The 13,018-nt window shown below is 37.5% G+C and carries 14 protein-coding genes; 8 read left to right on the top strand and 6 right to left on the bottom strand.

The features are described from left to right. The first annotated feature begins 14 nt into the window (after positions 1-14). The 6 genes from BM141_RS15440 (at position 15) to BM141_RS23795 (ending at position 7,713) form a co-directional block, all read left to right on the top strand. On the top strand, positions 15-1,490 hold the full coding sequence (locus tag BM141_RS15440; RefSeq protein ID WP_091548258.1) for a TolC family protein: 1,476 nt from the start codon (positions 15-17) through the stop codon (positions 1,488-1,490). A gap of 176 nt (positions 1,491-1,666) precedes the next feature. Then, the gene (locus BM141_RS15435) at positions 1,667-1,900 is read left to right on the top strand and encodes an acyl carrier protein (protein ID WP_091548256.1); all 234 of its coding nucleotides are present in this window, start codon (positions 1,667-1,669) and stop codon (positions 1,898-1,900) included. Positions 1,901-2,067: 167 nt separating this feature from the next. Continuing rightward, positions 2,068-3,120 (top strand): efflux RND transporter periplasmic adaptor subunit, encoded by a 1,053-nt coding sequence (locus BM141_RS15430; RefSeq protein WP_091548254.1) that lies wholly within the window; start codon positions 2,068-2,070, stop codon positions 3,118-3,120. 185 nt (positions 3,121-3,305) lie between these two features. Next, positions 3,306-4,223 carry an NAD-dependent epimerase/dehydratase family protein gene (locus BM141_RS15425; protein ID WP_091548252.1) on the top strand — a complete coding sequence of 306 codons (918 nt, stop codon included), beginning with the start codon at positions 3,306-3,308 and terminating at the stop codon, positions 4,221-4,223. A gap of 165 nt (positions 4,224-4,388) precedes the next feature. Next, the gene (locus BM141_RS15420; RefSeq protein WP_091548250.1) at positions 4,389-7,520 is read left to right on the top strand and encodes an efflux RND transporter permease subunit; all 3,132 of its coding nucleotides are present in this window, start codon (positions 4,389-4,391) and stop codon (positions 7,518-7,520) included. Positions 7,521-7,626: 106 nt separating this feature from the next. After that, the gene (locus BM141_RS23795; RefSeq protein WP_091548346.1) at positions 7,627-7,713 is read left to right on the top strand and encodes a DUF433 domain-containing protein; all 87 of its coding nucleotides are present in this window, start codon (positions 7,627-7,629) and stop codon (positions 7,711-7,713) included. 36 nt (positions 7,714-7,749) lie between these two features. Here BM141_RS23795 and BM141_RS15410 read toward each other — a convergent pair whose 3' ends face one another. The 4 genes from BM141_RS15410 to BM141_RS15395 all read right to left on the bottom strand — a co-directional run bounded on the left by BM141_RS15410 (position 7,750) and on the right by BM141_RS15395 (position 10,955). After that, the gene (locus BM141_RS15410) at positions 7,750-8,199 is read right to left on the bottom strand and encodes a regulatory protein RecX (protein WP_245764073.1); all 450 of its coding nucleotides are present in this window, start codon (positions 8,197-8,199) and stop codon (positions 7,750-7,752) included. Between the two features lie 90 nt (positions 8,200-8,289). Then, entirely contained in the window at positions 8,290-9,141 is an 852-nt protein-coding gene (locus BM141_RS15405) for an Rpn family recombination-promoting nuclease/putative transposase (RefSeq protein ID WP_091548246.1), read from the bottom strand. Between the two features lie 229 nt (positions 9,142-9,370). Beyond that, positions 9,371-9,976, bottom strand: a complete 606-nt coding sequence (locus BM141_RS15400; RefSeq protein WP_091548243.1) for a hypothetical protein — start codon at positions 9,974-9,976, stop codon at positions 9,371-9,373. A 70-nt stretch (positions 9,977-10,046) separates the two neighbouring features. Beyond that, positions 10,047-10,955 (bottom strand): RHS repeat-associated core domain-containing protein, encoded by a 909-nt coding sequence (locus BM141_RS15395; protein ID WP_221407689.1) that lies wholly within the window; start codon positions 10,953-10,955, stop codon positions 10,047-10,049. 21 nt (positions 10,956-10,976) lie between these two features. On the opposite strand from BM141_RS15395, the gene BM141_RS23450 reads away from it, so the two are divergent. Both BM141_RS23450 and BM141_RS23010 read left to right on the top strand, forming a co-directional pair. Further along, positions 10,977-11,255 (top strand): hypothetical protein, encoded by a 279-nt coding sequence (locus BM141_RS23450; RefSeq protein ID WP_143090946.1) that lies wholly within the window; start codon positions 10,977-10,979, stop codon positions 11,253-11,255. After that, positions 11,249-11,386 carry a hypothetical protein gene (locus BM141_RS23010; RefSeq protein WP_177217405.1) on the top strand — a complete coding sequence of 46 codons (138 nt, stop codon included), beginning with the start codon at positions 11,249-11,251 and terminating at the stop codon, positions 11,384-11,386. Before BM141_RS23450 ends, BM141_RS23010 begins: the two co-directional genes overlap by 7 nt. A gap of 20 nt (positions 11,387-11,406) precedes the next feature. Here the strand turns inward: BM141_RS23010 and BM141_RS15390 are convergent, their stop codons facing one another. Beyond that, positions 11,407-11,802: a hypothetical protein gene (locus BM141_RS15390; RefSeq protein WP_091548239.1), complete on the bottom strand. Its 396-nt coding sequence runs from the start codon at positions 11,800-11,802 to the stop codon at positions 11,407-11,409. Then, on the bottom strand, positions 11,771-12,928 hold the full coding sequence (locus BM141_RS15385; protein ID WP_091548237.1) for an RHS repeat domain-containing protein: 1,158 nt from the start codon (positions 12,926-12,928) through the stop codon (positions 11,771-11,773). Before BM141_RS15385 ends, BM141_RS15390 begins: the two co-directional genes overlap by 32 nt. Between the last annotated feature and the right edge of the window lie 90 nt (positions 12,929-13,018).

The following is a 13,018-nucleotide window of genomic DNA, read 5'->3' as shown; positions in this document are numbered from 1 at the left end:
ACATCAATAATTAAATGAGAACACAATTTATTCATCGTCAAGTTAGTATGCCCTACCCAAACCCTGCGGAACGCCGCACCGCACAAAGGAGAGGGTTTTTATCAGAAAAAATCAAACCATCATTCAAAAGTTTGATTCTTTACATTACAATTTTGCAAGTGTTATTACTTACAAAACCGTTTCAGCTACTTGCGCAAACTCCTATTCTCGAGGCTTATATCAAAGAAGGCTTGCAAAACAATCAGGCGTTGAAGCAACAGCGATTCTTATTGGAGAAAAATCTCTATGCACTGCGAGAAGCAAATACGCTTTTCATGCCTACGGTCAATTTCAATACCACCTATACCTCAGCTACGGGAGGTCGTCGCATCAATCTGCCTGTGGGGGATTTGGTAAACCCAGTGTATCAGACTTTGAACCAACTTACTCAATCTGACCGCTTTCCACAGATTTCCAATGTAAACGAGCAGTTGATGCCTCATGACTTTTACGATGCAAGGTTTAGGTTTGCTGTGCCTTTGGTCAATGCAGAAATTTATTACAACAAAAAGATAAAGCAAGAGCAACTCACTATGCAGCAAGCAGAAATCAATGTATATAAGCGTGAGTTGGTCAAAGACATCAAAACGGCTTATTTCAAATTTTTGCAGGCAAGCGAGGCAGTAAAAATTTACCAAAATGCGCTTAATCTGTTGAAAGAGAGCCAAAGAATCAATGAGTCTTTAGTAAAAAATGGCATGGCGACAAGTACGGTGCTTGCCCGTTCTCAAAGTGAAATCAGCAAGATAGAGGCACAAATCATGGAAGCACAAAACAATCAGCAAAACGCAGTAGCTTACCTTAATTTTCTCTTAAACAAGCCTTTAGAAAGCCAAATTCAAATAGATACGACTTTTAATACGATTAAAACTCAAATTCCTGAGAATATCAATGCGGAAATGGGAAATCGTGAGGAGTTGCAGAAAATCAAGGCAGGAATCAATGCCAACCAGCAAGTTTTGAACTTAAATAAGACCTTTTGGATACCAAAATTAGGGACTGCTGTGGATTTGGGTTCTCAAGGTTTTCATTGGCAGTTCAACGACCAAACTCGCTACGCACTTTTAGGGATTTCTTTGGATTGGAACTTGTTTGCAAGCGGTCGCAACAAATTGAAAATCAAGCAAGCAGAAATGGACTTGAATGCCCTCAACGCTCAATACGAACAGGTAGATAATCAGTTGCACCTACAAGTAAAAACTACGGTAAACAACTATCGTTCTGCCTTAGAAATTTACCAAAGTACACAGTTTCAAGTAGAGTCTGCACAAAAATATTTTAACGATACTTTCAAACGCTACAAACAAGGGCAAGCCTCTCAGATAGAGTACCTTGATGCAAGAAACAACCTAACTTCTGCCCAACTCCAACAGTCTATCGCACTTTACAATGTTTGGATAAAACTGGCAGAGGTGGAAAGGGTAAAGGCAGGGTATGTGCTTGTTGAATAGTTGTTTGATATGGTTTGAAATAGTTTGAATAGTTGGACAGTCAAATAGTTAAACAGTTGAGAAATATAGTTAATTATTCGTTGTTGTTTTGTATTTGATTCCAGATTCCTAATTCCAGATTTTGTATTTTTTGTAATTCCAGATTCCTAATTCCAAATTTCTCATTATAAAAACTTATGAAAAAAATACTCAGAAAATTCCAAAGACTGATTGCCAAGAACTTTTTTGTAAGTCCGCAGTCAGTAGATTTTAGCAAGTCTTTCCAAGAGGATTTGAGGCTAAGTGAGAGTGAATTTGTGGCAATGATTGCTTATACTGAAAACGCTTTTCATATTCAAATTGCTGATAATGAAATTCCTAAGCTAAGGCGTGTGCGTGATGTGGTCAAATATATTAATGCAAATGGCTAATTGTTAGTTGTGAAATTGTTTGAAAATTAATTGTTTGATGTGGTTTGAAGTTGTTTGATATAGTTAAAACACATTTGTTGGCTGTTTCTTATTTCAGATTTTTCATTTCAGATTAAAAATTAATTCCAGATTTTGTATTCCATTTATAATTAAAAATTCCCAAATATATGCTTACTAAAAAACTTTTTATTCAAATCATTGGTATGGTGGCAGTTGTATTTTTTGCTGTTGCCTGTGCCGATAACAAAGCTAAAGAAGCTGAGGTTAGTGAAGACACTGTTCCTGTGCAAGTTACCAAAGTAACCCAAGAAACTATTACTGAAAAAGTGCTTACTTCTGGCTTGCTTTCTTCAAGTACAGAGGCTCGCCTTTCTTTCAAGATAGGTGGCATTATTGATAAAATCTATGTAAAAGAAGGTCAGGCAGTTACACAAGGGCAACTTTTGGCAGTCTTGAATCAAACTGAAATCAACGCCCAAGTTACCCAAGCGGCAGAAGGACTGAACAAAGCAGAAAGAGATTTGCAACGCATCACGAATTTGTACAAAGACAGTGTAGCTACTTTGGAGCAGTTTCAAAATGTAAATACTGCCTATACTGTTGCTAAACAGAATGTTGATATTGCCAAGTTTAACCAAAACTATACAGAAATTCGTGCTGTTGCCAACGGAAAAATTCTAAAAAAATTGATGAATGTGGGCGAGTTGGCACAAGCAGGTGCGCCTGTATTTTTGATGAACGGCACTACTTCCCAAGACTGGGTAATTAAAGTAGGTTTGGCTGACAGAGATTGGGCAAAAATTAATATTGGCGACAAGGCAAAAGTACACTTTGACGCTTATCCTGACGAGGTTTTTGAAGGGACAGTAAGCCAACTTGCCCAAGCTGCCGACCCCATGAGTGGCACTTTCCAAGTAGAAATTTCAGTCAATCCCAAGAATGCTCGTTTTGCTTCTGGATTGATGGCTTCGGTGGAAATTACCCCGTCTAATGTACAGACGAAAACCATTATTCCCATAGAGGCTTTGGTGGAAAGCAACGGCAAAGAAGGAATTGTTTATACTATAGATGATAAGAAAATTGCTAAGAAAGTCAATATTACCATTGCAAGATTGATAGAGGGAAAAGTCGTTGTAACTTCTGGCTTAGAAAATGTAAATCAGGTAGTTACTGCTGGCTCTCCGTATTTAGTGGAAGGCAAGAAGGTGGTAATTAAATAAATGCAAAATCTGGAATAGAATACAGAATTTGGAATCTGGAATGAGAAATTACAAATTCCAAACTAATTAATTCTAAATCAAAAATATTCCAAATCGAATACAAAATTTGCTGTTACAACTCAAAGGTTTTTAATTACTTAAAAATAATTACAGATTGAACAATTCCAGATTAAAATTAAAAAATTATGCAAACAATCTTAGGGGCAGGGGGTACGATAGGTAGCGAACTTGCCAAAGAACTTAAAAAATATACTTCGGACATTCGCTTGGTAAGTCGTAATCCAAAAAAGGTGAATGAAACCGACCAACTTTTTCCTGCGAACTTGACTGATTCAGAACAAGTTAAAAAAGCAATCGCAGGTTCTGAAATTGTGTATGTAGTTGTAGGTTTTGAGTACAACATTAAAGTATGGCGCAGAGAATGGGTAAAATTGATGAAAACGGTTATAGAGGCTTGCCGAGCAAACAAAGCAAAATTGGTATTTTTTGATAATGTCTATATGTATGACCGCGATTTTTTGGGGAATATGACGGAGGAGACTCCGATTCGCCCTACAAGCAAAAAGGGAGAGGTGAGAGCAGAAGTGGTCAGACTCATCATGGACGCAGTAAAAGCAGGAAAGTTAGAAGCATTGATTGCGAGGGCAGCAGACTTCTACGGTCCCAAAAACGAAAAAAGTTTTCTAATGGAGGTGGTACCTAAAAACTTCAAAAAAGGCAAGGCGGCGAATTGGTTTGTGCGTTTGGACAAAATTCACTCCTTTACCTATACGCCTGATGCCGCAAAAGCAACCGCTATTTTGGGAAATACGCCAGATGCCTATAATCAAGTTTGGCATTTGCCTACTGACAGCCAGAAATTGACGGGCAAGCAGTGGATAGAGCTTTTCGCCAAAGAGATGAATGTCGCACCCAAGATTTCGGTTCTTCCTGCTTGGTTGGTTGCTGTTATTGGTTGGTTTGTTCCTTTTATGAAGGAATTGCACGAAATGCTTTATCAGTACGATAGAGATTACTTTTTCAATAGTGAAAAATTTGAAAAACGCTTTGATTTTAAGCCTACTCCGTATCAAGAGGGGGTGAGGAAAACTTTGGAATTATGAGTTTTGAGTTATGAATTATTAATTAAAATACACATAATCATAATTTTATAAAACTTATAACTTTTATCTGATATATCAATTTACCATTATCTTTTGATAGTTATTCTTTATAGAGAAAATACAAAAAACTCATAATTAATAACTCATAACTTATAACTAAAACACATGAAACTCGCTGAATTTTCTGTAAAAAATTACCAATTCACTATCATCATTTTTATTGCGGTGATGGTGCTTGGGGTCAGTTCCCTACTCAATATGCCTCGTGGTGAAGACCCTCCCTTTAACGGCACGGGTTACCCAATTATTGCCGTTTATCCCGGGGCAAGCCCTACCGACATGGAAGAACTGGTAGTAGAGCCTATTGAGGATAGAATGTATGAGTTAGAGGACATCAAGAAAATCATTACTACCATTTCTGATGGTTTGGCGGTAATTATTGTGGAGTTTAACCACGGAGTCAATGTAGATGACAAGAAAAATGAAGTAGTGCGCGAGATTACCAATCTTCGCAGTACCAAACTCCCTGCTGACCTTTTTAGCTTAGAAGTTAGGCAATTCCAAAGTTCTAATGTCAATATTTTGCAATGTGCAATCATCTCAGAAACGGCACCGTATAGTGAAATGGAGAAAAAAGCAGACGAGCTGAAGAAGCGTTTAGAAAAGATAAAAACTTTAAAAAATGTGGAAATTCATGCCTTTCCTAAGCAGGAGGTAAAAATTTCTATTGACTTGGAGAGAATGGCACAGAACAAAATGGGGTTGAATAGGGTGTTGGGGGCTATCCAAGCTGAAAATATAAATATTCCAAGTGGAAGTGTAGATATTGCTACTAAAAAATATAACGTAAAAACAGGGGAAGATTTTGCAAAATTAGACGAAATCAAGAATGTGGTTGTTCACTCCTCCGCAGGAAAAATTGTCTATTTAAAAGATATAGCAGAGGTAATGATGGGTTACGAAGATGAAACCTATATAGGTAGATTCAATGGAAAGAGGGCAGTTTTTATCACTGCAAGTTTAAAAGATAGAAAAAATATCTTGCAAACACGAGAGGCAATAGAACCTATATTAGCAAAGTTTGAAAAAGAAGTACCTGCTCACCTCAAATTTGTAAAGAGTTTTGACCAAGCAGAAGGCGTTTCTCGCCGCCTATCGGGTTTGGGCAGAGATTTTATGATTGCTATTGTCTTGGTTCTCATTACCTTAGTCCCTTTAGGTTGGAGGGCTTCTGTAGTCGTGATGATTTCTATTCCGCTTTCTTTGGCTATTGGCTTGGCATTGTTAGACTTTTTGGACTATACTATCAATCAGTTAAGCATTGTGGGTATGGTGATTGCCTTAGGCTTATTGGTAGATGATTCTATTGTGGTGGTGGAAAACATAGAACGCTTTTTACGAATGGGTTACAACCGCAAGCAAGCCGCAATAGAGGCAACTAAACAAATTGGATTAGCCATTTTGGGCTGTACTGCGGTTTTAATCTTGGCTTTCTTGCCTTTATCTTTCCTACCTGAAAGTGCAGGAGATTTTATAAGAAGCTTGCCTATGGCGGTGAGTATGACAGTATTAGCTTCTTTGTTTGTAGCTTTGACAATTATTCCCTTTCTTTCCAGCCAAATTTTGAAAGACCACGAACAAGCAGAAGGTAATTGGTTTCTACGTGCTTTCAAAAAATACATTAACGAGCCATATCGCTATATCTTGGAGTGGGGCTTTGCCCACCCTGTCTTAACTTTGCTATTAGCACTTGGACTTTTTGTAGGTAGCTTGTTCTTAATTCCAAGTATAGGATTTAGTGTTTTTCCGAAGTCAGAGAAACCCATGTTCTTGGTAAATATAGAAGCCCCACTCGGAACGAATTTGTACGAAACCAATAGAATTGCCAAGTATGCTGAGCAAGAAATTATGAAAATTAAAGAGGTAAAAAGCGTAACGACCAATGTGGGGAAAGGCAATCCAAGAATTTATTACAACGTAAACCCACAAAATGAATCAAGTAATTTTGCTCAATTATTTGTGCAGTTAGAACATCTGAAAATGACACAAATAGAAAAGATTGTAGATGATTTGCGTGCTAAATTCAAAGACTATGCGGGAGCGAATATTGAGGTAAAGCAGTTTGAGCAAGGACCTCCCGTTGATGCGCCTATCTCTATCCGCATTTTTGGAGATAACTTAGACTCTCTCAGGGCTTTGGCTTTCAAGTTAGAAGATTTGATTAAGAAAACCGAAGGAACGATTTACGTAAAGAACCCTTTGCAGATACAAAAAACTGATTTAAAAGTAGTTATCAATAAAGATAAGGCAGGAATGTTGGGCGTACCAAGTAGTGAGATAGCCAAAACGGTGCGACTTGGCATCGCAGGGCTAAATGTGGGGAATTTCAGGGCAGACGACGGGGACGAGTATAAAATTAATGTGAGTGTAGAAAAAGATAAAAATCAAATTTTGGAAGTATTTAGCAAGATATACGTAACCTCGCTGTCAGGAGCTTTGATTCCGCTAAGTAACTTAGCCACAGTAGAGTTGCAAACTTCTGCCCCTACAATTCAGCACTACAACAAAGACCGCTTCGTAGCTATCAATGCCTTTACGAAAATTGGCTACAATGCCTCTGAAATTAATGCAGTATTGGAGAAAAAATTGGACGAGATTCCCTTACCCGAAGGCTATTATTTCCAAGTAGCGGGGGAGAAAGAAAGTAGCGAAAATTCCTTTGGAGGCTTGGGTCCTGTTATCGTGCTGACCGTCTTTGGTTTATTAGCGATTTTGGTATTGGAATTTAGGACTTTCAAAAGTACCCTGATTGTGCTTTCCGTCGTGCCTTTGGGCGTAATTGGGGGATTAGTTACCTTGCTGATTACAGGAAATACGCTTTCTTTTGTGGCTACAATTGGGTTTATCGCTTTGATGGGCATAGAAATCAAAAACTCTATCTTGCTCGTGGACTATACTAACCAACTGCGAGAACAAGGAGTATCCCTTGAAACTGCGATTCGTGACGGGGCAGAAACTCGCTTCCTCCCAATTTTGCTGACTTCCATGACGGCGATTGGCGGCTTTATTCCGCTCGTATTGGAAGATGCGCCACTCTACTCTCCGCTTGCTTGGGTGCTGATAGGTGGTTTGATAAGCAGTACGTTGCTCAGTCGTATCGTTACGCCTGTATTGTATAAATTGCTACCGCCAAGGGTGAATGTGAGGGCTAATGACGGTTTGTTGCGTGAAAACACGCAACAAATAGAAGGGCATACGCAGAATGGGGTGGCGAAGGAAGAGGAAAAGGTGGGATAGCGGAACTATCATGTTAAAAACAAAAAGTTTTCATCTTGGGAGAGGTGAGGACTTTTTGTTTCTATATGTAATATAAAATTGAGATAACGTGAAAATTCCTTAACAAATACAAGTTAGTCCTGAGATACTTAGAGGCACTCCCATATTTCGTGGAACTCGTGTGCCTGTTTGCTTTTCAAAGTTACATTGCTGATACATGTGATAAGTCTTTCAAGGCATGTAATAAAATCTACCCCACCTCTCTAACCACCTCTTGCACTAAATCACTTTCAAAACCTTTGGAAATAAGGTAATTGTACAGTTTTACCTTATCAAACTTATTGTTGAGGGCTTCTTTTTTTTGAATGGCTAAGGTTTTGAGCGTTTCATAGTATTCCTCTACATTGATTTCCTGCAAACCTTTGCTTATCAAGGCTGTGGGAATATGTTTTTGTTTGAGCATATACTTGATTTTCAAGCGTCCCCATTTTTTAGTTCGAAACTTACTGCCTGCATAGATTTTGGCAAAACGTTCCTCATCTATGTATTTTTCCTTGATAAGCTGGGTTATTATTTCCTCTGCTTCCTCTTGGCTTGCTTCCCACTCGTACAACTTTTCTTTTGTCTCACTTAGGCAACGTTCTTGGTAAGCACAGAAAGAAGCGGCTTTTTGAAATAAATGCGATTTTTTTTCCATCATTAGTTAAACTTTTAGAAAGTGAAAGCCCATAGTCTAAGCCCTTCATGCCGAGTCCGAATGAGAAGGCAAAATGAAAGTTTATAATTCCTCCTACCTCAATGCTTCTATCTGCTCAAGGGTTAAGCCTGTTACCTCTCCAATGGTTTCACTGTCAAAGCCCTTTCTTAGCATATTCTTAGCTATTTCTATTTCTCTTTCTACCTTTCCTTCAATTTTCCCTTCATTAAACGAAGTTTCCAAGGAGGCAGTAAAGTCCAAATAGTTCTTTTCGCTATCTCGGTAAGATTGCAACTGCTTCTCATCAAAACGTGCAATCTCTGCGATTTGAAACAACTTTTTAAACACTTTTTCTTGCAACTTAGCTGGTATCTCCTCTATTTTTACTAAGTTTTTTAGCACATACAGCCACTTGTCAAAATGTGTTTCTATCTCCTCTAAGGTCTTGTCAAACTTCTTGATTTCTACATAGATAAAGCGAAGTTTGTCATAAAATATTTTTTGTGTTTCCTTTTCTATCAGTCTGATGTCATGCACTATCTTGCTTTTGTTTGCCTTGTCATCATCTATGAGAAAATCGGTAATGGCTATGGAATAAACCCCTTTCAATTGATAGTTCCAATCGCCTCGCTTCGCCTGTTCTTGAATGGGAAAGGTAGCGTAATAAAGACTTCTATCCTTAAAATAGTCCTGTTTTGCTCTTTGCATTTCCACAATGAACTTTTCTCCTTTTTCGTTTTCACAATATAGGTCAAAGATTGCCTTTCTATCCAAGTCAGTAGTCCCCAAATGCTCACTTTTGAGGTAGGTCAAATCAATGATTTTGCCCTTGTCTGTGAGCAGTTCGTTCAAAAAATCAATGAGCAGGTCTTTGTTTGCTTCCTCCCCAAAGATTTTCTTGAAGCCGAAATCTGTGAATGGATTGATGTATTTTTGTGCTATCATGTGCCTACTTTTATTTTAGACAAAGATAGGGAAAAATGAGGAAATATCAATGAGGAATCTGGAATGAAAAATCTGGAATGGAGTCGCAACGGCGAAGCGTATAAAATTTGATTTCCCCAATTATAACCTACTGACTATCAATAAATAAAATCTATCTCTCATGCTTCGTACCTGCACGCAAATCACAGATTGGCAGATAGAACGGCCTTAGAGTCGCTTGTGCTAAACTCTAAGGCGAACAGGGTGGGATTTCTACACTGGCAAGTACCTTCAATATAATATCTTCATCATCTTTATTTATTTTGTATGCAATCATTGTTAAGTAAGAATGCATAGTCATTGCTGCTTTGGGTTTGATAATAAAAGAAAGATATATTCTTTTGGGCAACCCCTTTTTTATAGCTAATTTTTTAATGATTGTATCATGTTCCCGAATAAGCGTATCAACAACTATATTGTAGAAATTATTGATTCTATATTGTCCATATTTTATATAGCTTTCCTCCGGCGTAAGTGGTACACTCCGATTTTCATTTAATCCTGATTCAAAATATATACCATTTCTATTGTTTAGAATATTCCCGAAAAACATATCCTCTCCGTTCCGTGCTATATAGCGAAAAGATTTTGGTGTTATTAAAGAAAATGTTGTTAAATCAATTTTATGCATATCAGGTTGCCCTTCTAAAATATGATAATATTTATTATCATCTAATATATCTATCCCTATAAAAGATTCTACTGTATGATAATAATAAGAAAATTCCTCGAGGAAATAAAATATAAAAGTGACTATTATAATGGACAATATACTTAATATTTTTGCAGTTTTCATGATAGATTGAAATTATTAAATTTAATAAAGATTAGGTGCTTAATCATTTTATGAAACACCTGAAAAATGTTTAGTTAAATTTACCAGTCTTAAAAAAGAATCCAATTCCTTCAAGAATTCCCCTACGAGGCTTTTCACTCTTTATAGGAGTTTGATATCCACTATACCCCCTTAGTACTCTATCAATTTTCCCTTGTGTGTTAAGCATCCCATTTTCATTCCAATCATCTATAGTTTGTATCTGTTGTTCACTAAAACCAGATATTCTCCAAGAGCCATACGACATTGGATTTGTACTCCATTCAGATACTTTACCATCTTCATCTTCAATATGCCCTAATCCCAGCATGTGCCCCCCTTCATGAATCATTGTGGAGATTATATCGTCAGCTGATGAACTAATATGAGCAGTCATATGTCCGTCTGCTGTATAGCCATTGAGTATTGTGTTTTCTGCTAATTTTTTCCTTTCAATTACTTTGTAAAAACGCTCAACTTCTTTCCTTTTATCTACTATCCACAAATGGTCTCCTTTTTTGACATCTTTCATGGATTTTACGCCTCGTATCTGAACATTTACACCAATACCTAACTTTTTGAAACCACCTCTCAATTTGTTTGCAAATCTTGCTTGTAAATTATTTGCTAACTCATCTGTATCATGTTCACCAGAATGGTCATAAACTGCACCCACAATATTAAAAGTCCATTTTCCATTTTCGTCTTTTGAAAACCAAATGCTATCTCCATTTACATCAATATATCTGATTGGATTATTTGCCGCATATTGATATGGTGAAAAGTTGTAATATTTCTCCGCAAACCTATCTACTTTAAAGAATCTCCCTATCTGAGCATCATAGTTTCTCGCTCCGTAGTCGTGCCAATGCAGCCCAAGTTCAGTCTGCTTCTCCTTGCTGTTGAAGGTAAACTTATTCTCTGTATTAGGACTTGGTGCAGTCCAATCCAAGCCCTTCATTCCCAAGCCGAAGGGATAGTAGTGATTCTCCTGCACTACCATAGCCGTAGGCTTGTCAGTAATCTCTATCTTCAGCTCATCAAACCAAGCATAATATGCTACATCTGGCTCTGTGCTAACTACATACGCCTCTACCTTGACTTGCTGTGTGGCGGTAAAGCCTATGCTCAGTTCCTCCCATGCGGTTTCTCCTGCATGGGTTACGGGCTGTTCTGCAACTGCAAAGTCGGATTACAAATCCTCAATAAAGAAAGTCCGCATTACAAATGCGGACTAACAGGAGGGGTAAGAAAATGGTAAAACTAAATTATTATAACCTGCTGACTATCAAGAAAATAACTTACCTCTCTTACTACGCACTCACACGCAAATCTGGAGATGAGCAGGTAGAATGTCGTAGAGAATCTGGGCGGCAATCCGCTGCATTTTAACTCTATGGCAAACGAGAGACTTATCTCTTTTCCAAAAAGCAACTCTTATCTCCAAAGTATGAAGAAAGTAAAATTTCTTCTCCATCATAAAACGCTATTAATGTTAACAAATCTTTGACTTGCAAATCTACAAAGTCGCAATACTTGCAAATTGTAAAATTACCTGTAACAATTAACTCCCCTGTGTAATCATTATAAACTTCTATAAGAAATGTGTTTTTCGCAATTTTTTTACGAACATATATCCAATCACCCCCATCTGAACCACCATACCATTTAGCCTCTTTGGGAATTTTTTCATGCCTTACAACTTTATCTGGTGAATTAGATTCACAACTAATGCACAATAAATATAAAAGGCTAAATATAAGTAGTTTAATGATACTAATTATCTTTTTTGTTTTGATTTTTCTCATTTTCTATTTCTGCAGTTTTGTTAATTTTTTCAATTGTTTTATTGTATAAATCAATAAAGAATTGCTTAATAGATTGTGCTTTTTTCTCCTTTTCACTATACTGCTCTCCTGAAAAATCTGTACCAATACCGGGATAATAATACACATCATCGTAAGTAGGGTCAAAAGAGGTAAGAACAAAATCAGTAAGAATAGGAGAACCAAGATTCCAAGTAGGCAAAAAACTTCCCTCACTTGCTACTTCACAAGCAAAAGTACCACAATTATTGGAAATAATATTGTAAGGGACTCTTTCTTTATTTTTGTTATCCCTCTTTCTTTTTTCAGCATAAGTTTTCATTTTATTAAATTTATCACTTTTAAAATAATGTCCACTAATATGCCTACCCTTGTTAGATTTTGAGATTTGTGATAAAACCTTGTTCAGTGATTCAATTGTGGGTTTGCCATCTTCCCCTATTATGACTTTAGAAGTTTGACGTTGTCTAACTTCACCCCTGTCCCCATTGTATCGCCCATATTCATAATAGGCAGTGACTCCTGTTTTGTTATCTATTAGGAGGATACCTGCATGACCTGTTAAAGGATAACCATCTGCTTGATATGAAGGAAATATAATAATAATCCCGTCTTTACCCGTTGGATCAATTGTGATTAAGGGATTGTTATTCAAGAAAGAATAAGCTGAAACATTCACATACCTATCCGCATGAGGGTCAAGCGTAGTGGTTCTTCCTATCTGATAGTCATAGCTTCTGGCACTGAAATCATAGTGGTTTAGGCTTAACTCCGTCTGCTTTTCCTTGCCATTAAACTGAAACTTATCCTCCTTACTCGCCGTCTGCACATAATCCAAACCCTTCATGCCGAGTCCAAAAGGGTAATAGTGATTTTCTTGCACTACCATAGCCGTAGGCTTGTCAGTAATCTCTATCTTCAAATCATCAAACCAAGTGTAAAACACTGTATCTGGCTCTGTGCTGATGACGTATGCCTCTACCCTGACTTGTTGGGTAGTAGTAAAGCCTATGGCTAACTCCTCCCATGCGGTTTCCCCTGCATGGGTTACGGGCTGTTCTGCAACTGCAAAGTCGGATTGCAAATCCTCAATAAAGAAAGTCCGCATTGCAAATGCGGACTAACGGGAGGTGGCTCAGCAAAACTGGGGTAAATGCCTTGTAGTATGCAACTAACATAGCAATATCTACAAATAATT

It is taken from the genome of Thermoflexibacter ruber (genome assembly GCF_900113045.1).
Taxonomy (GTDB): domain Bacteria; phylum Bacteroidota; class Bacteroidia; order Cytophagales; family Thermoflexibacteraceae; genus Thermoflexibacter; species Thermoflexibacter ruber.
Note: the sequence above shows the minus strand (reverse complement) of the source record. Positions and strands in the feature narration are given on the sequence as shown.